Genomic DNA, 24,589 nt, shown 5'->3' on the forward strand with positions numbered 1-24,589 from the left:
CCCGACCTGGGAATTGGTGTTACCGAACGTAGCGGGTTACTTATGCTGCGCTCTGCAAAGACCGCCCGTGGATCGACAGCCAGCGCCTGATTGCGTAGTCCAGTCTGTCTGAATCCACGCCGAGTTGCTCGGCGGTTGCTGCCAGGATCTCGGCCGCGTCCGTCGGGGGCTGCGTCGTGCCGAGTGTCGTGCTGATGAACGTGTCGGCGGCGGTGCCCAGATCGGTATGGGGGATACCCGCCAGCATCAGCAGATGCGCCCACGTGACTTCGGCGTCGTCGCCGCACGCTTCTGTCCAGGCTTCCCGGACGGCGTCGAGCGCATGATCGGAATCGGCCGCGGCGAGCAGATCTTCGACGGAGTTGATGTGTAGGCGATGCAGGCGTTCGGCGACCTGCTGGATGTGCTGCGCCTCGATCGGAACGCCGGTTGCGGTGTAGCGGCGCTTGTACGAGCCGATCTTGCCTGCCCATTGGTCGGAACTGCCTGCTTCCTCGAAGGTGCGGAGGAGTTCACGTGCGCCGTCGGTCACGGGCGAGGTTTCCCGTGCTTGGCGGTAGGCGAGGTATCTGTCGACGACGGCAACTTCACTGTGCCCACAACTGGACTGCACGGATTCGATGATGCACAGGGCCAGGCTCGCGCGATAGGCGTCCGAAGCCACCCAGGCGGAAGGGTCACCCAGTCGGTCGCGGCAAGCTGCTGCGACTACGTCGACGGTATCGGTCGAGATGCTCACGATGTCCTCCAGAAAAACTTCAGCACTTGTGTCGTTTCTGCTCCACCCGGGCTATCGGCACCGGGGCGCAAAATGTTGCACACATCACAAAGTTTTTCTGAAATGTCGAAAAGCTCAGCTTTTGAGCAGGTCAACGACCTCGGCGTCGGTCAGTTGATGGAAGTCGTCGAAGGCGGCGCCGACCCCGCCGAGTATCGCCGGAACGAAGGGACATACGACGCGGTCGGCGGAATCGGCAAGTAGGCGGATCGATTCGGGTGACGCGACGGGGACGGCAACGACCACTCCCGTTGCACCCTGCGCGCGGGCACATACCGACGCAACAGCGGCACTCGCTCCCGTCGCCATCCCGTCGTCGACGATGACGGCCGTTCGCCCGCTGAGCGGCACTGCCGGGCGCCCGGCACGGAGGAGGTGTGCGCGACGCTCGAGTTCTGCTCGCTCGGACTCTTCCACCCGGGCCAGCGCCTGTGGTGATACGCGCTCGGCGGCAATCACGTCGTGGTTGAGCACCCGGGTGTCACCTTCGCCGATGGCGCCGAGAGCCAGTTCGGGATTTCGGGGGGAACCGAGTTTGCGCACCACGAGGATGTCGAGCGGTGCATCCAGTGCCGACGCGACCTCGACCGCGACGGGGACGCCGCCGCGCGGCAGTCCGAGAACGACGGGGTCGTGGAGTCGCGCAGAGTCCAGTGACCGGGCAAACATCGCGGCAAGGGCCCGGCCTGCGGCAAATCGGTCTCGGTACTGTGCCATAGCTGTCCTGATTGAGGTTCGACCTCGATGCTTCTGACGCTACTCGGTTCTCCCGTCACCGTTCGGTAACTGTGAACCGCCGCAACGAAAGTGCGGGATTCTTTTCGCGGACCTCGTCGATTCGGCTTCTACTGACCTGTGCGGTCGCCACGCCGACCTGCTCGCCGAGAGAGCACAGCACGACACCCATGGGGTCGACGATCATGCTGGCGCCGGCGCCGCCGCGCGCGCTTTGATCTGCCGCGGCGATGTACATGGTGTTCTCGATCGCACGGGCGCGGATCAGCGTCGTCCAGTGGTCTTCCTTCAAAGGGCCTGGTACCCACTGCGCCGGCAGGAGCAGTACGTCTGCACCGGCGTCGACGATCCTTCGGGTGACTTCGGGGAATCGGAGGTCGTAGCAGGTCTGGAGGCCGAAGGTGAAGCCGTCGCACCGGAAGGTCTGGGGTTCTTCGATCTCGCCGGGTGCGATCACTGCGGATTCGAGATATCCGAACGCGTCGTAGAGATGAAGTTTGCGATAGGTGGCAACCAGTTCACCGCGCGGGTCCATTACCACCAGCGTATTGGAGATTCTGCTCACGTTGGGCAGGCGCTCGTTCATGCCGGCGACGACGAAGATCCCGAACTCCGCGGCAATGGCGGCCAGCCCGATTCCGAAGTCGCCGCCGAGGTCTTCGGCCGACTCGATCAGACGCTCGTCGCTGCGCGGCGGAGTGAACATCGAGTATTCAGGGGCGACCAGCACTTTTGCACCCTGACCTGCGGCGTCGGCCGCCAGGGTGCGCAGCGACTTCAGGTTCGCCTCCTTGTTCATGTCAGGGGCGAACTGTGCAACGGCAACGACGGTCCGAGTGGGGCTGTTGGCGGTGTCTTCAGTCATGCTTCTTACGCTAGGCGAAACGCCCGGTGAACGCGGATACGTCGGAATAGTTCAGCAGGTCGGTTCTCGTGTCTATACTCCTTCGGCTAAACTGCTGGTCAAATGAGTGATATTGAGCGTGACCCCGAACCCCCAACATTTGCCGACCTCGACATCGATGATCGGGTACTGAAGGCACTGTCTGACGTGGGCTACGAGTCGCCCTCGCCGATCCAGGCTGCCACCATTCCGCCGCTGCTCGAAGGCAAGGACGTCGTCGGACTTGCCCAGACCGGTACCGGTAAGACGGCCGCCTTCGCGGTTCCCGTCCTGTCGCGGATCGACACGTCGATCAAGCAGACGCAGGCGCTGGTGCTGGCTCCCACACGTGAGCTCGCGCTGCAGGTTGCCGAGGCATTCGGCAAGTACTCCGCGCACATCCCCGGCCTCAACGTCTTGCCGATTTACGGCGGCCAGAGCTACGGCGTCCAGCTGTCCGGCCTGCGCCGCGGTGCGCACGTTGTCGTCGGAACGCCCGGTCGTGTCATCGACCACCTCGAAAAGGGCACTCTCGACCTGACCAATCTCAAGTACCTCGTTCTCGACGAGGCCGACGAGATGCTGAAGATGGGTTTCCAGGAGGACGTCGAGCGCATCCTCCGCGACACGCCCAGCGAGAAGCAGGTCGCCCTGTTCTCCGCGACGATGCCCGGTTCCATCCGTCGCATCTCCAAGCAGTACCTGAACGATCCGGTCGAGATCACGGTCAAGTCCAAGACCTCGACGGCGTCGAACATCACGCAGCGGTACATCCAGGTCGCGCACCAGCGCAAGCTCGACGCGTTGACCCGTGTCCTCGAGGTCGAGGACTTCGAGGCGATGATCATCTTCGTCCGCACCAAGCAGGCCACCGAAGAGCTGGCGGAGAAGTTGCGCGCTCGCGGGCATTCCGCTGCCGCCATCAACGGTGACATCGTGCAGACGCAGCGTGAGCGGACCATCGGTCAGCTCAAGAACGGTGCGCTCGACATCCTCGTGGCCACCGACGTCGCTGCCCGTGGTCTGGACGTCGACCGCATCTCGCACGTCGTGAACTACGACATCCCGCACGACACCGAGTCCTACGTCCACCGCATCGGCCGTACGGGTCGCGCCGGACGACAAGGTGACGCGCTGCTGTTCGTCGCTCCGCGTGAGCGTCATCTGCTCAAGTCCATCGAGAAGGCAACCCGCCAGCCGCTGGCAGAGATGCAGCTGCCCAGCGTCGACGACGTCAATGCGCAGCGTGTTGCCAAGTTCGGTGACTCCATCACCGAAAGCCTGGCATCCGAGAACCTGGCACTGTTCCGCAAGATGATCGAGGACTACGACCAGGAACACGACGTTCCGCTCATCGACATCGCTGCCGCCTTGGCAGTGCAGTCGCGTGACGGTGACGCCTTCCTGCTCGCTCCCGAGCCGCCGGCACCGCCGCGTCGTGAGCGCGAGCCGCGCGAACCGCGTCCGCCGCGCCGGTTCGACGACGGTCCGGCTCCGCGTTCGCGTGGACCCGAGGGCCAGGAGTTGGCGGCGTACCGCATCGCGGTCGGTAAGCGTCATCGCGTTGTGCCGGGTGCCATCGTCGGTGCCATCGCCAACGAGGGTGGATTGCGTCGAAGCGACTTCGGGCACATCAGCATTCGTCCCGATCACTCCATCGTGGAGCTGCCGGCCGATCTGTCCAACGAGACCCTCGAGGCTCTGCGACGGACACGTATTTCCGGCGTCCTGATTCAGCTGCAGCCCGATTTCGGCCCGCCGCAGGGACGCCCGAGCGGACGCGGCGGTCGTGATGACCGTGGTGGACGTGACGATCGTGGTGGACGCGACAGCCGTGGTGGCGGACGCGATCGCTACGACAGCTGATCTTCTTCTCGGAAACTGACAGGCGCTGCTCCCCGATTCGGGGAGCAGCGCCTGTTTTGTATCAGAGGGTGCTGGGCTTCAGAGGGTGCTGGGCTCGAGATCGTGGGGATCTTTACTGCCGGTGTTGAACTGGGTGCGGTACAGCTCCGCGTACCGGCCGCTGTGCGCAAGCAATTCGGTGTGGGTTCCGCGTTCGATGATGCGGCCGCCTTCGACAACCAGGATGAGATCGGCTGCGCGAATGGTCGACAGGCGGTGTGCGATCACGACTGCCGTCCGGCCGGCAAGGGCCTCGCCGAGTGCTTCCTGAACAGCAGCTTCGGATGTCGAATCCAGATGGGCGGTGGCTTCGTCGAGGATGACAACGCGAGGTTGGGCGAGCAGCAACCGGGCGATGGTCAGGCGTTGACGCTCGCCGCCGGACAGTCGGTAGCCGCGCTCGCCGACAACCGTGTCGAGTCCCTCCGGCAGTGAGGCGACCAGAGCGGTGAGGCGGGCGCGCTCGAGGACTTCGCGGAGTTCGGTTTCGGATGCATCCGGCCGTGCGAGCAGCAGGTTGGATCGCAAACTCTCGTGGAACAGGTGCCCGTCCTGGGTGACCATGCCGACGGTTTCGCGGATGGAGTCGGCGCTGAGGTCGCGGACGTCGACGCCGGCGAGTTCGACAGAGCCCGAATCCACGTCGTAGAGGCGCGGAATCATCTGAGCGATGGTGGATTTACCGGCGCCGGACGTTCCGACGAGCGCAACCATCTGGCCGGCTTCGGTACGGAAGGACAGATCATGGAGCACGTTCTCGCCGCCGCGGCTGTCGAGGATCGCCACTTCCTCGAGGGACGCGAGGGACACTTTGTCCGCCGACGGATAGGCGAACTTCACGTTCTTGAACTCGACGGATACCGGTCCGTCCGGTACCGACACGGCGTTGGGCTTCTCGGTGATGAGCGGCGCGAGATCGAGTATTTCGAAGACCCGCTCAAAACTGACGAGGGCGCTCATGACGTCCATTCTGGCGCTCGCGAGAGCCGTCAGCGGCGAGTACAGCCGAGTCAGCAGCAATGCCATCGAGACAACGGCACCGGCGTCCAACTGCCCGCGCAAGGCGTAGTAGCCGCCGAGGCCGTAGACGAGGGCCAGGGCCAAGGCCGAGACAAGCGTCAGGGCGGTGACAAAAACGGATTGAAGCATGGCCGTCCGGACGCCGATGTTGCGTACGCGTCGGGCGCGCACCGCGAACTCGACAGACTCTTGTGATGGCCGTCCGAACAGCTTGACCAGCGTTGCGCCCGGCGCCGAGAAACGTTCGGTCATCTGGGTGCTCATCACCGAATTATGGTTGGCGGCTTCACGATTGAGCGCCGCCAGCTTGGCGCCCATGCGCCTGGCCGGGATCACGAAGATCGGCAGAAGAAGTAGCGCGAGGACAGTGATCTGCCAGGAGATTCCGAGCATGACGATCAGCGTGATGATCAGGGTGACCAGATTGCTGACCACACCGGAGAGGGTGTCACTGAACGCGCGCTGGGCGCCGATGACATCGTTGTTGAGGCGGCTGACCAAAGCACCAGTGCGCGTCCGAGTGAAGAACGCGATAGGCATTTTCTGGACGTGGTCGAACACCGTGGTCCGCAGCAACAGGATCAGATCTTCGCCGATGCTCGCGGAGAGCCAGCGCGTCAACAGTCCGAGCGCAGCCTCCAGAATTGCCACAACCGCGATCAGCACCGCCAGGATCACGACAACCTTGACGGCGTCGCCGCCGACTATCGCGTTGACCACCCGGCCTGCCAAAACCGGTGTTGCGACGGCGAGCGCCGCCGTCACCACGCTCAGCAGGAGGTACCAGCTGAGGTTGCGTTTCTGCGGTATCGCGAACGTCGCGATTCTCTTGAGCGTCGCCTTCGAAAAAGGCCGCTTGTCGTCTTGCGCGTGCATCGCGTTGTACATCGCGTTCCACGCGGTGACTTCCATACTCATGTGTCAGGCCCTTCGGTCGCCGGCCACGAAGAGTACGCGGCCGGTACGACACGAAGGTAAAACCTCGAGTGTGCTTGAGGTCAAGCCCGCTACTTGGCTACGTCTACCACCACACGAGTCGGGTCCGACAGCAGCGTCACCGAGAAGGGCTGCTTTTCCGTTACACCGATGAATGACTGTGTGACGCCTTCGAAGACCGAGGACCCGTTGACTTCGGTGACAACTCCACCGGCAATTCCGGGGACGGGGTTGGGGCCGGAGTACTGTTCTACGCCGCTGTCGAACGGGTAGCCCGATCCGTCGATCAGCACCTGGATGATCGCGCCGCCGGCGACGTCCATGGGCTTGCCGCTACCTTCTTGAACAGCCGCGTCGACGTACTTGACGCGCCAGCCGGGGGTACCGGTTCCACCCATTTCATACACGACGCGGTCGAAGTTCTCGTGCGAGCCGATCCGGACGTCGGTGACGGTCAACTTCGATTCGGCGACTGCTGCGGCGGTTTTGTCCGAGCTGTCGGTTGGCGCCGGTTCAGCGGCGGCGCTCGTGGTCGCGGAGACCGAGGTGGTGACTGCTGTCGGTGTGGTTTCTGCGGTCTGTGAGCACGCGGTCAGGCTCGCCCCCACGATGATGGCAGCGATGGCGGCAACTGATTTCGTCCGGTTCGTTGTCATGCTTCGATCGTAGGTCTCTCAGTTCACGGCCTTGCGACGGCGTGCGCGGAGTTACCTAACCGATATCGCCGTCGACGTAGAGCCAGTGCCCGTCGATTCGGGCAAATCTGCTGCGCTCGTGGAGGTTTCCGCGTTCGCTTCCGTAAACGTAGTGCGCGCGGAATTCGACTGTGCCGTCGGAATCGAACAGACTGCCGCGCTCGGTAGCGAGAATCTCGAGCCGTGTCCATCGCTGCTGTGGGTCCAGCTCGAGTACGGCGGGCCGGTGGTCGGGATGCCAGGTCTGCTGCAGATAGTCAGCGTTCATGAGCGCAAACGCCGTGTATCTCGAGCGCATGAGGGTTTCAGCGGTCGGTGCGGTTGCTACGGCGTCGAGATACTTTCCGCAGCATTCGTCGACGGTGTTGCCGGTGCCGCACGGGCAGAGTTGGGCGGTAATGGGGCGGCGTGAGGTCACCACCCCATTACAACACGCGAGCTCAGACCAGCTTGCTGTCGTGGTTCTCCCAGTACGGCTTCCGGAGATCTCGTTTGAGGATCTTGCCCGTCGGATTTCTCGGGAGAATCTCGACAACGTCGATGCTTGTCGGGCACTTGAACTTTGCGAGGCGCCCCTGGGTGTATGTGATCAGTTCGAGTTCGGTGATCTGGGCGTCGGCGGTGAGAACTACGACGGCTTTGACGGTTTCACCCCAACGGTTGTCCGGTACACCGATGACCGCGACTTCGGCAACGGCCGGATGTTCGACGAGAACCCGTTCGATTTCGGGTGAGTAGACGTTTTCCCCGCCCGTGATGATCATGTCCTTGAGGCGGTCTTCGATGAAGACAAAGCCTTCGGAATCCGCGCGGCCCATGTCGCCGCTGCGAAGCCATCCGTCCGGTGTGATTGTTTCCGCGGTTGCGTCGGGTTTGTTGAGATATCCCGGAGTGCATTGCTCCGATCGCCACCAGAGTTCTCCGATGTTCCCCACCGTGACGTCGTCGAGAGTGACGGGGTCGACAATGCGCATCTCGACTCCCGGAATGGCGGTGCCCGCCGACGCCATCCGTGCGACTTGCGATTCGTCGCGGTGGACGTCGGGCATGAGTGCTGTGACAACGCCGGCCATTTCGGTCATTCCGTAGACCTGTACGAACTCGGTATTCGGCCAGGCCGCCAGTGCTCCTCGCAGCAAGGGGAGGGGCATGGGGGCTGCGCCGTAGGTGATGCGTTTGAAGGCACGGAAGGCTGCGACGGCCTGATCACCTGCCGCCAGCACACCGGCGATGACGGGTGGCACCAGGAAGGCGATATTGGCGCCGGCGGCAAGCCCGGCGAAGATCGACGGTCCGTCAGCTTCGCGGGTGAAGTAACAGCGTCCGCCGGCGTGAATTGCCATGATGGCGTAGCAGGTTCCGCCGACGTGAAACATCGGCATGGCGACCAGGAACATGTCGTCGTCGCGTTTGGGTAGGAGTTCGAGGACATTGTTGCTGTGCGCGAACAGGTTTCGGTGAGTGAGCTGAACTCCCTTGGGGCGTCCGGTCGTTCCGGAGCTGTAGAGGATCAGGGCCGTGCTGTCGAGCGTGACAATCGGACGAAATGCCAACGGCGCGGCTTCGTCGAGCCACGGTTCGAATTCGTCGTTCTCGCTACCGACGGCGATGATCAGTTCGACGGCAGTGAGGCGATCGCGCAAGGCAACGACCTGGGGGAGGAGCTCGTTACCGACAAAAAGGATGCGTGCCCCGCAGTCGGCAAGAATGTAGTCGAGTTCCTCGCCGGCCAGCCGCCAGTTCGGAATGGCATTTGCAGCTCCGAGTAGTGAAGCGGCATAGGTGATTTCGAGACAGGAGAGATGGTTCTTGTCGAGGAAGGCGACGGTGTCTCCCGGGCCGATTCCGGATTCGGCGAGTGCGCCCGCGATGCGCAGGATGCGGTTGTGCCACTGCGCCCATGTGTAGGTGGTTTCCTGGAACGTCACGGCCGGTTCTTCGGGTTTTACGCTCGCCCAGTGTTCGAGTTGATCGAAGATGATTGCAGTGGCGGCGTCGGACATCGGACCACCTTTCTCGAGTGATGTGTGTCACAAGGCTAGTGGGCGGCCGTCGTCAGCATGTGTGTTTTCCGTTGACAACTCAGGGAAGCATCGACGGAAATCAGGGTGGTCCCTGATGGCGGTGGCGCGGAGTAGACGACAGGATGGAGCAATGCCCGTTGGCGCCCGCGCGCTGTGGGGTGCTCGAACCACCGAAGTAGAACCACCAAAGAAGTCCCACCGAAGTGAAGACGAAAGGCGATCATGAGTTCGCACGCCCAAGATGTGGCGGCCCGCGCTGTCGGCCTGTCCAAGACGTACGGCACCGGGGATACCCAGGTGCACGCACTCAGCGCTGTATCCGCAGATTTTGCTCGGGGTGAGTTCACGGCGATCATGGGGCCGTCGGGTTCGGGGAAGTCGACGTTGATGCATTGCCTGGCCGGTCTGGATTCGGCGAGTTCCGGTTCGGTTCTTATCGGGGACACCGAATTGACCGGGCTGTCGGACAAGCAGATGACGGCGCTCCGACGCGATCGCATCGGGTTCGTTTTCCAGGCGTTCAATCTGGTGCCGACGCTGACGGCGCTCGAGAACATCACGTTGCCGCTCGATATCGCGGGGCGCAAGGCCGATCCGGCGTGGTTGGACAATGTGCTGACGAAGCTCGGATTGAAGGACCGCCTGGACCACCGGCCGGGTGAGCTGTCGGGTGGGCAGCAACAACGTGTTGCGTGTGCGCGGGCTCTGGCGGGTCAGCCCGAGATCATTTTCGGCGACGAGCCCACCGGCAATCTCGATTCGCGCTCGTCCGGCGAGGTCCTGTCGATTCTGCGGTCCGCGGTGGACGAGTTCGGTCAGACCGTGGTGATCGTGACGCACGATCCGCGCGCTGCTGCGTATGCGGATCGCGTCGTATTTCTGGCGGACGGCAAGATCGTCGACGAACTGCGTGAGCCGACGGCCGATTCCGTTCTCGATCGGATGAAGCGTCTGGATGCTCCGCAGGTTCCGGTCAACGTAGAAGCCGGAGCTTGACGATATGGCTTCGGTAACCAATTCGCCGATGCGCAAGGTGTCCTTGCGTAACTTGGCGGCGCACAAGGTGCGGTTGGCGCTCACCGTGTTGTCGGTGGTGCTCGGTACGGCGTTTGTCGCCGGATCGTTTGTGTTCACGGATACGTTGCAGAAGACGTTCGACTCGATTTTCGAGAACACTGCTCAGGGCGTCGACGTCCGGGTGTCGATGCCGGATCGCAACACCAGTGGCGTTCCGATCGAGGATGTCGACAAGTTGGCTGCGATCGACGGCGTCCGCGCCGTGGCTCCGGCCGTGAGTGGACAGATCGTTCTGATCAATGCCGACGGCGGTGCTGTTCAGACTGGCGGTGCGCCGAGCATCGGTGGGTCGTACCTGCCGGAAGACAAGGCGATCACACCGCCCGATCCGTATTCGGCAGGTGGGCCGCCTACTGCCGACGGAGATATTGCGTTGAACGTGAGTGCGGCGGAGCGCGCGGGTTTGTCGGTCGGTGACCAGGCGCGGGTTCTGGTTCCGGCGCGGGGAATCGTCGATGTGACGTTGTCCGGTATCTACACCAGTTCCGGTAGTGACACCGGTGGTTTCATCGGCGCGTTGTTCACCGACGATCAGGCACGCAGCCTGTTCACGGACGGCAAGCATGTCGACTACATCGACGTTGCCGGCACCGGACTGTCACAGACCGACATGCAGCAACGGGTGGAGCAGGTCTTCCCGGATTTGAAGGTGCAGACCGGAGACGAGGTCCGTGAGGAGACCAAGGCCGAGGTCGACACCGCACTGAGTTTCATCAACTACTTCCTGCTGGCGTTCGGCGCTATTGCTCTGCTGGTCGGCACGTTCATCATCTACAACACCTTCTCGATGATCGTGGCGCAGCGCTTGCGTGAACTTGCGTTGCTCCGGGCGGTGGGGGCGAGCCGGGCTCAGGTCGGCCGATCCGTCGTCACCGAAGCGTTGATCGTCGGATTGATCGGCAGTGTCATCGGATTGCTGGCCGGTATCGGACTGGCGTACGGTCTGCGCGGGTTGCTCAATGCCTTCGACGTGGGACTGCCGGAGGGGCCGTTGCAGGTCAGCCCGCGGACGGTTCTTGTCGCGTTGGTTGTCGGCGTTGTCGTGACGACGCTCAGTGCTTATGCGCCGGCGCGCCGGGCGTCCAAGGTTCCGCCGGTCGCGGCGATGCGCGAGGAGTTCGCCTCCACCGGTGACTCGCTGCGTGTCCGGACGCTTGTCGGCGCCATCCTCGGTGTTCTCGGTGTTGTCTTGGTGGTCGCCGGTTCGCGGGGAACGGGTGAGGGTGCCGCTCTGACTGTCGGCGGCGGAGCGTTTGCGTTGATCATCGCGGTTCTGCTGGGCTCTCCCGCTCTGTCGCAGCCCATCGTGGGCGCACTCGGTGTTGTGTTCGCCAAACCGTTCGGTGCGGTGGGTCGTCTGGCTCGCACCAATGCGGTCCGCAATCCGCGTCGTACCGCGGCTACGGCTTTTGCCCTGACATTGGGCCTGATGTTGGTGACGGTCATCGGTGTGTTCGGTTCCTCGGCAAAGGCGAGTATCAATGCGCTGGTCGACGTGGGTGTCACTGCGGATTACATCCTGTCCGGGCCTAATTCGATCGGTGTGCCGCGAGGCGCGGCCGACGCAGTACGCGCGCTCCCGGATGTGCAGAGTGCGACATCTCTGCACGGGGTTCGAGCCACCGTGAACGGACAGGACGAACAGGGTGCGTCGTTGGACGGGCCCATCGACGGAGTCCTCGACTACAACATCGTCGAGGGAACCGCAGATCTGTCGGGCAACAACATGATGGTGTCGCAGACCACGTCGACCGACAACGGTTGGACCGTCGGATCGACCCAGACGTTGACGGGCGCGGACGGGACCCAGTATCCGGTTGTCGTTGCGGGAGTGTTCGAGGACAACCAGCTGATCGGATCGTGGATCGTCTCGGACGAGGCGTACCAGGCCTTGATGCCGGCAACCAGCCTGCCTGATTTTGCCGTTCTCGTGAAGGCGAAGCCGGGGACCGATCTGAGTGCCTTGCGCGGCGAACTCGAGAAGGCCACGGAAAAGTATGTGGTTGTTCAGGTTCAGGATCGTGAGGAGTTCAAGGGAACCCAAGGGCAGCAGATCAATACGTTGCTCGCGATCTTGTACGGGCTACTCGCACTGGCAGTGGTGATCGCAATCCTGGGCATCATCAACACCTTGGCGCTCTCGGTCGTGGAACGCCGACGCGAGATCGGAATGCTGCGGGCCGTCGGTATGCAGCGGGCGCAGATGCGGCGCACGATCTACCTCGAATCCGTTCTCATCGCTGTCTACGGTGCGGCCGTCGGTGTGGTGCTCGGAATCGGTTTCGGTTGGGGATTCGTGAGCACACTTCGGGACCAGGGCTTGGGTGAGATCACGATTCCGTGGGGTCAGGTTGCGTTGATGCTGGTCGGTTCCGGCATCGTCGGTGTACTCGCGGCACTGTGGCCGGCCAATCGAGCGGCCAAGACCAAGCCACTGGAGGCGATCGCGGACCTGTAGGGCTTACGGCTGTCACATTCACGCGACCGGTACCGTGCGCACTTTTGGCTGTTCACGCAGCGAAAAGTGCGCACGGTACCGTTTCCTCATGAGCACTCTTCAAGAAGTCGGCGATCGTGAATCCTGGCGCTGCTGGCTGTGTGACGAGCCCGTCGATCCCGACATGTCGGTTAACGATCCGCGCGGCCCGAGTATCGACAGCATCAACACCGCCAAGAAGGGCGGCAAATCCAAGGGTGGTGTCGAGCGACTCGCACACCGCGCGTGCAATACCAAGAAAGGTGCCGTCAAGCCTGTTGTGGAGTGGCCGGATCGGTTGTTCGTGGTTGATCCGGCGCCGATCATCGGTGTTGTGGAGCAGCTCGAACGTAAGGGTGGCCGGGTCGCGGTTGCACGTTGCCCCGGCAAGGACGACGCCCAGGATGCGTCGGAGTGGTTGCTTGATCGGCTCTCGCGATTGGCCCCGAATCTGAACGTCGAAACGAGTATCGACCCTGCTGGTGGTGGGTTCCTTCTGGTTTTGAAAACCGTGTAGTCGGATTCGGTCCGCCTTTTCTTCGGGTGTCCTAGCCTTGTCGTGAGCGATCGGGGTACGGTCGAGTCGAACATGAATCCGGTTTCGAGTGCGAAGGAATCACGATGAATCTGGCGTTGACCGACGAGGAACTGGCGTTCCGGGACGAGATGCGGACTTTCTTCCGCACACAGATTCCTGAATCGACCAGGAACGCGTACGCCCACGGGGAAGAGTTGGGGCGCGACCGCATGGTCGAGTCGCAGCAGATTCTCAACGCCCACGGCCTGGCCGTGCCGCACTGGCCGGTCGAGTGGGGCGGTAAGGATTGGACTCCGGTTCAGCACAACATCTGGCTCGACGAGCTGCAGTTGGCGTCTGTTCCGGAGCCCCTTGCGTTCAACGCGAACATGGTCGGACCTGTCATCGCGGCTTTCGGTTCGCAAGAACAGAAAGAAAAGTTCCTTCCGGCGACGGCAAACCTCGATATCTGGTGGTGCCAGGGCTTTTCGGAGCCGGAGGCGGGTTCCGACCTCGCGTCGCTCAAGACCCGCGCCGTCCGGGACGGCAACGACTGGGTGATCAACGGTCAGAAAACCTGGACCACGCTCGGCCAGCACGCAGACTGGATCTTCTGTCTCGTTCGCACCAACCCCGATGCTCCCAAGCGGCAGGCGGGTATCTCGTTCATCCTGGTCGATCTGAACACACCGGGCGTGACGGTCCGTCCGATCAAACTCATCGACGGCGGCTACGAGGTCAACGAGGTCTTCTTCGAGGACGTCCGCGTTCCGGGCGAGAATCTGGTCGGCGAAGAGAACCAGGGCTGGGGCTACGCCAAGTTCCTGCTCGGCAACGAGCGCACCGGCGTCACGCGGGTCGGTTTCTCCAAAGTGCGTGTGGCTCAGGCAAAAGCGCGTGCCGCGCAGGTCAAGGTCGGGAACGGGACACTTCTCGAAGATCCCCTGTTCGCCGCTCGCCTGGCCGAGCTCGAGAACGAGTTGCTTGCGCTGGAGCTCACTCAACTCCGGGTTGTTGCAGGGTCCGCGGACGGTAAGCCGAACCCGGCTTCTTCTTTGCTGAAATTGCGTGGCTCCGAATTGCAGCAGGCCAGCACCGAGTTGCTGATGGACGTTGCCGGCCCCGATTCGCTGCCGTTCGACGCGGGCACCGACATCGCGTCGGCGAGCTGGGCGCAGCACTCGGCCCCGGCTTACCTGAACTACCGCAAGGTATCCATCTACAGCGGATCGAGCGAAGTGCAGCGCAGCATCATCGCCTCCTCGATCCTCGGATTGTGAGGCGTGGCATGGACTTCGAACTCAATGACGAACAGAAGCTTCTTCGTGACACCACCAAGGATCTTCTCGCACGCAGCTACGACGCGGAAAAGCGAAATGCAATCACCGACGCCGACCCCGGGTGGAGTCCGCAGGTGTGGAAGCAGTTGGCAGAGGTCGGTCTGCTTGGTCTGACGTTCTCCGAGGACGACGGCGGGATGGACGCCGGTCCCGTCGAGATCGGTGCTGTCATGACCGAGATCGGCCGACGCCTTGCGCCGGAGCCGGTTCTGGACGCGGCGGTAACGCCGGGTGGACTCATCTCCGAAGGTGGCAGCGCTGAGCAGCGATCGTCCATCCTTCCCGGAGTTGCCGAGGGCGTCACGTTCCTGGCGTTTGCCGATCAGGAACCTGGAATTCGTTGGCCTGCAACGCAACGGGCAACCACCGCAGTACGCGCGGGTGACGGCTGGAGCATTACCGGCATCAAGAATCCGGTCGGCCACGGCGGCGCTGCGGACATCCTGGTTGTCAGCGCTTCGCTGCCGGACGGCGGAGTAGGGCTGTTCCTGGTCAAGAGTGACGCATCGGGTCTGGTGCGCAAGTCGTACGCAACCCACGACGGTTTGCGTGGTGCGCAGGTCGAGTTCACAGATACTCCTGCCGAGGCGCTCGGTGCGGGTGGTGACGCGTCGGCGTTGATCGTGGCCGCGCAGATTCGGGAGCAGGCCGCGTTGTGCGCCGAGGCTGTCGGTGCGATGGAAGAGGCACTGCGCCTGACGACGGAGTACCTCAAGACCCGCAAGCAGTTCGGGGTTCCGCTGGCCAAGTTCCAGACGCTGACCCATCGAGCTGCCGATCTGTACGTGTCACTCGAGTTGGCGCGCAGCATGAGCTTGTACGCGACCATGTCGCTGGCCGACGGTGTGGTAGACCCGGTCATCGCGTCTCGGGTCAAGTTGCAGATCGGGCGATCAGCGCGGCTGATCGGTCAGGAAGCAATTCAGATGCACGGCGGCATCGGCATGACGGCGGAGTATCCGGTGGGCCATTACGTCAGCAGGCTTGTTGCCATCGAGCACACGCTCGGCAGCACCGAAGATCACCTGCGTGTGTTGGCTGCAGGCGTTGCCGACCATGAAATGGTCAGTGCGGTCTGATCTTTCACGAGAGCTGATCGGGGCCGCATTCCGCAGTCGCGGGGTGCGGCCCCGGTTTTGTCAGTGCCCGCCCCGCAGTACGTCCAACCGGATGCGGCGTGCTTCGATGTGTTCGGCCGTCTCGGTGAAGGCCCGTTGCCAGTCGGTTGACGCCGTTCGGTCGGCCGCGTCCAGCAGCAGTGCACCAGCCTCGAGGGGGAACCGGGCTTGGGCGCTCCGCAGCGTCGAGTAGTGGCTGTGGCGAGAGTGGATGCCGAGTTCTTCGCCGGAGGCAGCGTGTTTGGCGGCTTCGCCTTCGAGGGCGCTGACAAGTTTCTGTGCAATGGCCAGTGGCCAGGGCCGGTCGATGCCGTCCAGCAGTGCGCTGCCGTCGACGCCGAGGAGATAACTGTCGGCATGACCCGCAAGGATGTACGCGATCCGTTCACGTGGACGTGCAATCGCGACGACGCGGCGATCGGTGTTCCGGCCGTCCCGCGCGAGTAGAGCCGATGCCCAGGCGGGGTTCTTCTGTAGAACTGTTGCGGCGGTCCATGATTCGGTCATCACGTCGCGCCATTGTTTCTCGATGGGAATGCGAAGTACGTCGTGTGGTGAACCGATCATCGATTCCCACAACGTCAACGGCGTCGCCGTGACAACTTGGCGCAGCCACCACTTGCCGATTCCCTTGTACTGGGCCCCGACGTCTTCGATGCCGTCGCGTGGGGCCTTGTCGTCGAGTGAACCGGGTAATCGAATGACGAGGCGCGGTCGCAGTGGCTTGGTCTCGAGTCGCACCCAGGTGTGGGCCCGGGTAGCCATCCGTTCGGCAAACGGGGATTCGGGAAGTTGGCGGAGCAGTTGGATCGAGCGTTCACGGATCGGCGGCGACGGATCGTCGAGTCCGCGTTCGAGAAGGTCGTAGTCGTGCTCGCCCAAGCCGACGCTCAGCCGGTCCAGGAATTGGCGTCGCAGACCCGCGGGTTCGTTGTCCCACGCGATGTCGAGTTCTTCTGTCGCGAGTGCGGGGTCGACCGTTCGGATGTAGTCGAACCAGGCGAGTCGGTCGTCCGGGTCGGGGGAGAGCCACAGTTCGTCGCGGCGTGACCCGACGCGACGCAGTTGCGCCCAAGCCGGGTTGTGATCTGCCAGATATTGCCCGCGCGGACCGGCGAGGCGAAGGAGTGCCTCGCGGTGTTCGAGGTTCGTGCGGGCCGCTTCCATGAGCGCGGGAACAGTCGGTGCGGGCGCAACATATCCGTAGGTTTCGGCAACGTCGAACCATTCGGGCAACGACGGTGACCGCGTCTCGAGTAGTGACGTCACGTGCTCGATCGCCGACGCGGGGAGCGTCGGACGCCCTACCGTTATGTCGGTTCGCAGCGAGGTCACTTGCCTACGGTAAGGCAGAGGTGTGTCAACTTTCACTCTGGGTAGCGGCGCGGATGTCGAGATTCTGGGAGAGTGGACAGCGGCACCTGGGAGGCTTGACATGGCAGAAATTCATGGCGTCACCGTGGGCGATGGAACCAATGGGGCGGAAGTTAACAGTGGTGCGGATGTGTCGGTTGCCGAACGTCGTGCACTGATTTCCAGCCATGTCCTCTCCTGGTGCGAAGCAGGAATCGTCGAATCGAATCGCCCCGAGCTGTCCACCGAGGTCGCGCTGTTGTTGGCCGGCGGTTACGTCGACGACGAGACTCGGGCGATCATGGCCGAACGCCGCGCGGTGGGACGGTCGTTCCCCGACATCGGTAGTTGGTCCGAACTGAGGTACCTCACGGACGAGTACACGAGAACGTGTCGGCGGCTCAGTGCTGCCCGAATCGGACCGGTGCAGGTTGTCCTGGAACGACGTGTTCAGGCCTTGGAGAAACGCGTCCAGGCCGCGCGCTCGGCGGTTGTGCGATCCAACCGGCACTTCGCGAGCAGTGTCCGCGCTATCCGCAAGGACCGGCGCGACGGGCTGCATCTCGACGTGGAGCAGCGCGAAGCCCTGTTCGTCGGACTCACCCGCACGCCCGTCCCGGCGAAGTCGACCACCGGCCTGGGCGCCGTTGCCGGTAGCGGAAGCGCGGCACTCGACAAACTAGCCGGACGGCTCGCAAGCCTCGAGGGCTCCGGGGTCCTCGCCGACGCGGGCCGTCGCATGGCCGAGGTACTCGACGGCTTGGCACCGCACGACGACGACGGCGTGACCGGGAAGTACGACGCGCTGCTCTACCTCGCCGGCAACGTATACGACCGCATCGAGTCCTCGAATGCCTGGCATTCCGATCATTTTGTCGTCCAACGCAATCAACTTGATCTTGCCGACGAGATCACCCAGATATCCGTGGATACGGTTGCCTTGCGGTCGATCCTCGCCGAACTCGACGAAGCCGCAAACCTGGCGCGCGACGAGGCGACCCGAGCGTCGATCGACTCGAGAACGCGAGCCCTCGGCGCTGTGTGGGATCAGTTGGTCGAGCGAGTTGCGGCGTTGGCGCGGATCGGTGACCTGGTCTCGCGGGCCGAGGAACAGCTCAGTTCTCAACGCGCCGTCGAGCACGCGGCGAGCTTGGACAGCCGCATCGACGATCTGCTCGCGCGGTCCGGATCGCGTGAGCTCTCGGCCGCAAACACGCACTACGTCGGCGATCAATTCGACGGCGTCGACGAGTTGATGTTGGCGCACCGCGCGGCACTGTACGGCGACATCGCACTTCTGACCTCTGGGAATGAGCGGCCCGCACCTTAGGCGCTGGAGCGAGGGCGCGGTAAGGTCGAGGTAACTAGCCGGCCGTGAGCCGGATTCGCCGGGCGTCGGTCGCGACAATTGTTCGCTGACGCCCCACCCGCAGGCCGATCTGGCGATACCGGGCGCAACAGCTTCAAGAAGGTCGACCATGGAAGACACCGCAAGTCGTGGCATCAACGCGTTCATTTCCGAAGTAACCCAGCGTGGGGGCCACGCCGTGCGGTTGACGCATTCGCGCCGCAACCCGGTGCAGGTGACGGGCAATGACGGCAGCACCCGCATCGTCCGCGTGCGATCCAAGCTTGACGGTGACTGGCAGGCCAGGCGCCAGGACGAATCCCTCGAGAGCGACGACACCCGCTCGGAGTTCTGGGTTTTTGTCGATCTTGCGGTCACGCCTCACCAGTTCTTCATGCTGCCGTCGGTGGAGGTGGCGGACGATATCCGGTCCGAGGTCGATCTGTGGATGATGGACACTCCTGGGCGCACCAGGACGGGCCATCACGCGATTGCGCGTGGACGGGTTGCCCACGGGCATGACCGTTGGGACGTTTTGGGTGTCGCTGCGGTCAAGGATCCGAGCATTCAGGTCGCAGCGCCGGTGGCCCCGAAGCGTGCGAAGACTGCGGTTGTCGTCAAGAAGCGTCGTGCCAGCGCCGCCGATGACGAGATTCCGGTGATCGATCTGCGCGTCGAGGTAAGCGCCGATTGCCACGGTTACCGCTGGATCGGTCGATTCGACGAAACGAGCGGCGTACTCGAAATCGTGCGTGGCCCGATGGAGGGACGCAGGTTCCCCAACCCGACAGCTGCCGCGAATGCTGTCACCGGACATATTTCCGGCGATATCGAGAGCTACGACGGTTGGGTGTTCTGGACTGTCGACGGTACCGCGTTGGGTGCGCGGCACCGTCGTAGCGCTTAAGCGTCGTAGCGCCTAGGCGCCTACTGCGGCGGACACCCGTTCGAGTAGGTCGAGTTCACTTGACGAGAGCACCAGATCCGGTGCGTCGAGTAGGGCCGGAAGTTGCTCTACTCGGCTGACACTGGCAATCGGCGCGGTGATGCCGGGCCTGGTCAGCAGCCAGGCCAAGGCGATGGTCGACATTTCGCTGGTGTGATTCTCGGCGATTTCGGCGATCGCATCGACCACGGCGAGGCCGGCGTCACTGAAGTAACTTGCCGTGATGCGTTCGCGGGGGCTTCCGTCGATATCTGCGCGGGTTCGGTACTTTCCGGTGAGGAAACCCGAGGCGAGTGCAAAGTAGGGGAAGACGCTGATGTTGTTGTCGGTGGCGATCTTCGCAAGTTCCGGTTCGTATGATTTCCGGTGCACCAGGTTGTAGTGCGGCTGCAGTGCGATGGGACGCGCGTACCCGTTCTCTTCGGTGATTCGCAACCATTCGCGAACGCGGTCGGGGGTGTAATTCGAGATTCCGAGGTATCGAACCTTGCCGCTCTCGACCAGTGCGTTAAGCGCTTCGAGAGTTTCCTCGAGTGGCGTACTCGGATCGTCGAAGTGCGCGTAGTACAGATCGATGCGATCGGCTTGCAGGCGGCGAAGCGACGCGTCCGCTGCCGCGGCGATGTTGTCTGCCTTCAAACCCTTGAAATCGGGGTGGCTGCCAACCTTGGTGGCGACGACGATGTCTTCCTGAAGCCCGCGATCGGTGATCCACTTTCCGATGATGGTTTCGGATTCTCCGCCGGAGTTACCCGGGACAGCGGCGGTGTACGAGTCGGCTGTGTCGATGAAGTTCGCGCCGGATTCGGCAAAGGCGTCGAGAATCTCGAAGGACGTCGCCTCGTCGGCGGTCCACCCGAAGGGGTTGCCGCCCAAGGACAACCGAAAAATGTCGATATCCGAGCTGCCGATTTTCGCCACTGCGCAGAACTCCCGTCGATGCAACGTCGACGCCATTCGCCGACGTCCGAACCGTACCGTGTTGCATCCCGATAGGGGGTGTGGAGTCCGGGGATCGCGTCGAAATCGTTGTTGTTCGTGATTGCCGCGTGCGGTGTGGGGTATGGCCACTGGGTAATGATCTGTGTTCGACGGACTGTGCGAAGGAGAGTCCGATGTCGATGGTCAGTGAAGCGACCCGGGTGGTCACGGGCGCGGCGAGCGTGACCACCAGTGCGGTGGGAGCCGTTGGCGGCGGCGTTGTCGGAGGAGTGAACGGCGGAATCCGCGGCGCGGTCGGTGGTGTGCGCGACGGAATGCGAGCGGGAAGCAAGTCGACGCCGACGGCTGTTCTCACACTCGCGGCGATGGGTGCTGCCGGTTTGGTCGAGTGGCCGATTCTGCTGGGATTCGGCGGCGCTGCCGTCGTGCTACGGCAGTGGGATCGTCATGACGGTGAGCGCGAAGAAGGTGAGCCGAAGAAAATTGAGAAGACTGCGCGAGCGGAGTTGAGTGCCGCCCCGGCGCCTCGGCCTGAGCAGGTGTCAGGTGCGGGCACACCGGAGAAAACTGCGACAAAACCGGGACCGGTGGCATGAATCTATTCCCAGCGGGACTGGCCGGGCTTCTGTCCACACCGTTTCGATCCACGGCCGAGCGGCAATTGATCGGGCGGGCCTTCAGCACAGCCGTCGCCGCAGCGGGAATTGTTCCGGCACTTGCCGGTTCGGTGTCGCGGGTACCGAATCTTCCGGGATCGTCGTTGCTTGCGGCCGGGGTCTCGGTTCTGCACCATCAACCGGCTCTGCGTCAGCAGTTGGAACGCATGCTCGGGCGCGAATTGACCGATCTGGTCCTCGAATCGGCCAAGTCGGTGACCGACGTGGTGACACAGGCTCCTGCGGCGTTGACGGTAGATCTCGGTATGCGCTCGCTACTGCTCGGTGAGGCCTGGAGCCTGCGCAATGCATCGCAGGAGTGGGGTGTTGCGGTGTCGTCGGAGGTGCCGGACGACGAAAGTCGTGGGCCAGGTGAGCGCCACGCGGAGCGAGTAGCGCTAGCTCAGTTGGCAAGTGGTGCTGTGATCGGTGCTGTCACACAGAATTCCGAGATTGCGTCGACTGCGGTGCGTGTTGCGGCGCCGCGGGCGTTGCGGATTTCCCGAGAGGCGTTTGCCGCAGTGTTGACGAGGGAGCTGTGGCAGCGCGAGGGATCGCTGGTTGTCGACCCCGGCGCTGCCCGACGGCTCGACCGCGTCGACACAGTTCTGATCGATCCGCGTGTACTCCTCACCGAGGAGCTTCGGGTGTCGGATATCCGGGGCGTTGCTGACTCGGATCGGGTACATATTTGGGATCGCGCGCGCCGAAAACTCGAAGACGGCAAACTCACTGTCGGGTGGCACCGGATCGGCGGTGCCGATGTGCTCGTGCGTCCCACCCGAAAACCGTTGGCACAAGCTGTAGTAGCGGAGCTGCGTGCTGCTGGGGTGCGCGCTGTCAGCCTCGATGTAGACACTCTCGGGTCTCTGCGCGGCGGCTTCGACGAACTCCTCGAGGCCGCTGGCGACAGCGACCGAGACATCGACCGGGCGTTGGAATCTGCCCTGACCACATTGTCGGAAGCAAACGCACGTGTCGGAGTTGTCAGTTCATTCCACCCGGCCGGGCCGACGGAGCTCCGGATCGGTGTTGCCGAGCCTGACCGGGCGCCGCCGTCGGCAGATATCCTCGAACGTGACCTTGCCGGGGTGTGGCGGGTGCTGCATGCCCTGCCGGCGGCGCGGGCAGCGACGCGGCGTGGTGTCGAATTATCCAGCGGTGCTTCAGTCCTGGGTGCCTTGGTCATGCTTCCCGGTGTGCGTGGACGCGGGCCGGGGCCGATCACGATCGGTGCGGGGGCCGCATTGTGGACCGGCTTCCGGCTGGCGCACTCCGCGGTTGGCGTGGACGTTCCCGAAGGTTCCGCGCGCAACGACTGGCACGAACTGGGCACAGACGAAGTGTTACGCGAACTCCCGTCACCCGACGAGAAGGCCGTGGCTGCACCTCGATTCGGAACGCTGTCGCGCGTTGCTGCGCCGGTCCGGGTGGGCCGCGACGTTCTGGATGCAGTCAGATCGGAGTTGTCGGATCCCTTGACGCCGGTCCTGGCGACCGGATCGGCTGCCAGTGCAATTCTGGGCTCGCCGATCGATGCAATTCTGGTGGGTTCCGTGCTGACTGGCAACGCCACTCTGTCGGCGATTCAGAGACTGCACTCGGAACATGTTGTTCGCGAACTTCTTCGGGTGCAGGAGCCCTTGGCGCGACGGGTACCGGCGGGACAGGAATCGACTGGGGCAGACCCTGAGCGGGTTTCGGCGGACGAATTGCAGATCGGCGACATCCTGGTTCTCGAGTCCGGAGATGTGGTGCCTGCCGATGCTCGGCTACTCGACGTCGATTCGCTCGAGGTCGACGAATCTTCCCTGACCGGCGAATCCATGCCGGTCGAGAAGCAGACCGATCCCACCCCCGGAGTGCCGGTGGCTGAGCGAAGTTGCATGGTCTACGCCGCCACAACCGTCGTTGCCGGTGAGGCCCGTGCAGTGGTGACTGCCGTGGGCTCGCAGACCGAAGCCCGCAAGGTCGATGTCCGGGAGCCGCAGCGTGGCCCCGAAGTAGGACTGACGCACAGACTCCGAGATCTCACCCGAAAGACGCTCCCCGTCAGTCTCGGTGGCGGGGCGTTGGTTACCGCGGTGGGAGTGCTTCGGGGCACAGCGCTGCGCCAGGCAGTGACCAGTGGGGTTGCGGTTGCCGTTGCCGCTGTGCCGGAAGGTTTGCCGTTGGTTGCCACTCTGGCACAGCAGGCCGCCGCACGCAGGCTGACATCGGTGGGAGCGCTGGTCCGTTCGCCGCGCTCGATCGAGGCGCTGGGACGCGTGGATGTGGTGTGTTTCGACAAAACCGGAACTCTGAGCGAGAACCATCTGCATGTCGCGGCAGTCGAGCGGGTTGACGGGTGGCGGGGAAATCGGATCTTGGAAGTTGCCGCGCGAAGTGCCTTGAGTAACAGCGGAGATCAGGTCTTTCACTCGACAGACGCGGCTGTTGTCAGTGCTGCCGACGACGTGTTGGCCCATCCGGTGGTGTTCGAGGATGCCGAAGCGTCGGCGATGGTGCCGTTCCGCTCGGGCCGGCCGTATTCTGCTGCATTGATCGGGCATCGGATTGCTCTCAAAGGTTCACCAGAGTTCGTGGCGCACGCCGCCGTATCGAAGAAGCGTGTGTCCTCGGGGCATGTCAAGAAGATGGCCAAGCGTGGACTCCGGGTCATCGCGGTGGCTCAACGTGAGCTGTCCGAGTCGGCTGCCCAGCGCGCTGCACAGGACCCCGAGTTTCTGGAAGAGTGCTGCGCACATGATCTGGAGCCGGTCGGACTGCTCGGGCTCTCCGACACTCTGCGCTCCGATGCCGGGCAACTCGTCGCGGAACTTCGCGAGCGGGGACTGGGTGTTCGGGTACTCACCGGCGATCATCCGCTGACCGCGGCAGCTGTTGCGGGGGAGTTGGGTTTGGACGTCAAGCCCGGCGACGTGCTCACCGGTTCGGAGTGGGAGAACATGTCCCACGCCGAGAAAGAGGCCGCGGTTGCGGAACGAACCGTGTTCGCGCGCATGACACCCGAACACAAAGTGCAGGTTGTGCACGCGCTGGAGTCGAGTGGCTCGGTATGCGCGATGGTGGGTGACGGTGCCAACGACGCAGCCGCGATCCGTGCTGCCAGTGTGGGAATCGGAGTTGCTTCCACCGGTAGTGATCCCGCCAGGGGCGCTGCAGATATCGTCCTACTGGAGGGACGGGTCAGCGGGTTGATCGACGCTCTCGACGAGGGCGCGCAATTGTGGCAACGGGTGCGCTCCGCGGTAGGTGTTCTTCTCGGTGGCAACGCAGGCGAAGTGGCATTTGCGTTGATGGGCAGCGCATTGTCCGGAGTATCGCCACTCAATGCGCGACAGATGTTGCTGGTCAATCTCATGACCGATGCGTTGCCCGCCGCAGCCTTGGCGGTGAGTACGCCGACGGCCGAGGGTCGCAGCGATACGCCGGCGACGGACGCGGACGCGTTGTGGCGCACCATTACCGTCCGCGGCGGTGCAACCGCAGCTGGGGCTCTGTCCGCCTGGATTCTTGCCCGGATGACCGGTCGACGGCGACGTGCGTCGACGGTGGCTCTGGTGGCCTTGGTAGGTACCCAACTCGGGCAGACCTTGATCGAATCGCGGAGTCCGCTGGTAGTGGTGACGGCTGTGGGGTCGGTCGGGGTGCTCAGCGTTCTTGTCAGCACCCCCGTAGTGAGCCAGTTCCTGGGCTGCACTCCACTCGGTCCGCTCGCGTGGGCACAGGCAATCGGATGTGCGTGCGGCGCAACCACTCTTGCAGCGGTTGCCTCTCCCATCATCGAGCGGTTGGTGATGCCCCAGAACGGCACCCAGAACGGCAGTTGATACAGAG

The 24,589-nt window shown here is 63.4% G+C and carries 19 protein-coding genes; 10 read left to right on the plus strand and 9 right to left on the minus strand.

Annotated features, from left to right (window positions below; translation table 11 throughout):
* Positions 1 to 40: 40 nt before the first annotated feature.
* The 3 genes from FFI94_RS08675 to FFI94_RS08685 form a co-directional block, all read right to left on the minus strand.
* The gene (locus FFI94_RS08675; RefSeq protein ID WP_138872608.1) at positions 41 to 739 is read right to left on the minus strand and encodes a heme peroxidase; all 699 of its coding nucleotides are present in this window, start codon (positions 737 to 739) and stop codon (positions 41 to 43) included.
* 114 nt (positions 740 to 853) lie between these two features.
* On the minus strand, positions 854 to 1,495 hold the full coding sequence (locus tag FFI94_RS08680) for a phosphoribosyltransferase (RefSeq protein WP_138872609.1): 642 nt from the start codon (positions 1,493 to 1,495) through the stop codon (positions 854 to 856).
* Between the two features lie 55 nt (positions 1,496 to 1,550).
* On the minus strand, positions 1,551 to 2,378 hold the full coding sequence (locus FFI94_RS08685) for a carbon-nitrogen hydrolase family protein (RefSeq protein WP_138872610.1): 828 nt from the start codon (positions 2,376 to 2,378) through the stop codon (positions 1,551 to 1,553).
* 102 nt (positions 2,379 to 2,480) lie between these two features.
* On the opposite strand from FFI94_RS08685, the gene FFI94_RS08690 reads away from it, so the two are divergent.
* Positions 2,481 to 4,262 (plus strand): DEAD/DEAH box helicase, encoded by a 1,782-nt coding sequence (locus FFI94_RS08690; RefSeq protein ID WP_138872611.1) that lies wholly within the window; start codon positions 2,481 to 2,483, stop codon positions 4,260 to 4,262.
* A 78-nt stretch (positions 4,263 to 4,340) separates the two neighbouring features.
* Here FFI94_RS08690 and FFI94_RS08695 read toward each other — a convergent pair whose 3' ends face one another.
* The 4 genes from FFI94_RS08695 to FFI94_RS08710 all read right to left on the minus strand — a co-directional run bounded on the left by FFI94_RS08695 (position 4,341) and on the right by FFI94_RS08710 (position 8,955).
* The gene (locus FFI94_RS08695) at positions 4,341 to 6,239 is read right to left on the minus strand and encodes an ABC transporter ATP-binding protein (protein ID WP_138872612.1); all 1,899 of its coding nucleotides are present in this window, start codon (positions 6,237 to 6,239) and stop codon (positions 4,341 to 4,343) included.
* Positions 6,240 to 6,328: 89 nt separating this feature from the next.
* Positions 6,329 to 6,913, minus strand: a complete 585-nt coding sequence (locus FFI94_RS08700) for a hypothetical protein (protein WP_138872613.1) — start codon at positions 6,911 to 6,913, stop codon at positions 6,329 to 6,331.
* A 55-nt stretch (positions 6,914 to 6,968) separates the two neighbouring features.
* Positions 6,969 to 7,370 (minus strand): YchJ family protein, encoded by a 402-nt coding sequence (locus FFI94_RS08705; protein ID WP_138872614.1) that lies wholly within the window; start codon positions 7,368 to 7,370, stop codon positions 6,969 to 6,971.
* 22 nt (positions 7,371 to 7,392) lie between these two features.
* Positions 7,393 to 8,955, minus strand: coding sequence for a long-chain-fatty-acid--CoA ligase (locus tag FFI94_RS08710; RefSeq protein ID WP_138872615.1), 1,563 nt, complete (start codon positions 8,953 to 8,955; stop codon positions 7,393 to 7,395).
* A gap of 243 nt (positions 8,956 to 9,198) precedes the next feature.
* Between FFI94_RS08710 and FFI94_RS08715 the strand changes: the two genes are divergently transcribed.
* The 5 genes from FFI94_RS08715 (at position 9,199) to FFI94_RS08735 (ending at position 15,465) form a co-directional block, all read left to right on the plus strand.
* Positions 9,199 to 9,972 carry an ABC transporter ATP-binding protein gene (locus FFI94_RS08715; protein WP_033236733.1) on the plus strand — a complete coding sequence of 258 codons (774 nt, stop codon included), beginning with the start codon at positions 9,199 to 9,201 and terminating at the stop codon, positions 9,970 to 9,972.
* A 4-nt stretch (positions 9,973 to 9,976) separates the two neighbouring features.
* Positions 9,977 to 12,511, plus strand: coding sequence for an ABC transporter permease (locus FFI94_RS08720; RefSeq protein ID WP_138872616.1), 2,535 nt, complete (start codon positions 9,977 to 9,979; stop codon positions 12,509 to 12,511).
* Between the two features lie 88 nt (positions 12,512 to 12,599).
* Complete coding sequence (locus FFI94_RS08725; RefSeq protein WP_138872617.1) at positions 12,600 to 13,046, plus strand: hypothetical protein; 447 nt, start codon at positions 12,600 to 12,602, stop codon at positions 13,044 to 13,046.
* A gap of 104 nt (positions 13,047 to 13,150) precedes the next feature.
* Entirely contained in the window at positions 13,151 to 14,326 is a 1,176-nt protein-coding gene (locus tag FFI94_RS08730) for an acyl-CoA dehydrogenase family protein (RefSeq protein ID WP_138872618.1), read from the plus strand.
* An 8-nt stretch (positions 14,327 to 14,334) separates the two neighbouring features.
* A complete protein-coding gene (locus FFI94_RS08735; RefSeq protein ID WP_138872619.1) occupies positions 14,335 to 15,465 on the plus strand; it encodes an acyl-CoA dehydrogenase family protein in 1,131 nt (376 codons plus the stop codon).
* Positions 15,466 to 15,525: 60 nt separating this feature from the next.
* Here the strand turns inward: FFI94_RS08735 and FFI94_RS08740 are convergent, their stop codons facing one another.
* Positions 15,526 to 16,839: a DUF5691 domain-containing protein gene (locus tag FFI94_RS08740; RefSeq protein WP_260683958.1), complete on the minus strand. Its 1,314-nt coding sequence runs from the start codon at positions 16,837 to 16,839 to the stop codon at positions 15,526 to 15,528.
* A gap of 100 nt (positions 16,840 to 16,939) precedes the next feature.
* On the opposite strand from FFI94_RS08740, the gene FFI94_RS08745 reads away from it, so the two are divergent.
* Both FFI94_RS08745 and FFI94_RS08750 read left to right on the plus strand, forming a co-directional pair.
* Positions 16,940 to 18,187 (plus strand): hypothetical protein, encoded by a 1,248-nt coding sequence (locus FFI94_RS08745; RefSeq protein ID WP_260683959.1) that lies wholly within the window; start codon positions 16,940 to 16,942, stop codon positions 18,185 to 18,187.
* Between the two features lie 148 nt (positions 18,188 to 18,335).
* Positions 18,336 to 19,112, plus strand: a complete 777-nt coding sequence (locus tag FFI94_RS08750) for a hypothetical protein (RefSeq protein ID WP_138872620.1) — start codon at positions 18,336 to 18,338, stop codon at positions 19,110 to 19,112.
* 12 nt (positions 19,113 to 19,124) lie between these two features.
* On the opposite strand, the gene FFI94_RS08755 is transcribed toward FFI94_RS08750, so the two are convergent.
* A complete protein-coding gene (locus FFI94_RS08755) occupies positions 19,125 to 20,072 on the minus strand; it encodes an aldo/keto reductase (RefSeq protein ID WP_138873684.1) in 948 nt (315 codons plus the stop codon).
* Positions 20,073 to 20,266: 194 nt separating this feature from the next.
* On the opposite strand from FFI94_RS08755, the gene FFI94_RS34150 reads away from it, so the two are divergent.
* Together FFI94_RS34150 and FFI94_RS08765 are read left to right on the plus strand one after the other, a co-directional pair.
* Positions 20,267 to 20,689, plus strand: coding sequence for a hypothetical protein (locus FFI94_RS34150; protein WP_260683960.1), 423 nt, complete (start codon positions 20,267 to 20,269; stop codon positions 20,687 to 20,689).
* Positions 20,686 to 24,582: a cation-translocating P-type ATPase gene (locus FFI94_RS08765; protein ID WP_138872621.1), complete on the plus strand. Its 3,897-nt coding sequence runs from the start codon at positions 20,686 to 20,688 to the stop codon at positions 24,580 to 24,582. Before FFI94_RS34150 ends, FFI94_RS08765 begins: the two co-directional genes overlap by 4 nt.
* Positions 24,583 to 24,589: the final 7 nt, after the last annotated feature.

The organism is Rhodococcus sp. KBS0724, assembly GCF_005938745.2.
Taxonomy (GTDB): Bacteria; Actinomycetota; Actinomycetes; order Mycobacteriales; family Mycobacteriaceae; genus Rhodococcus_F.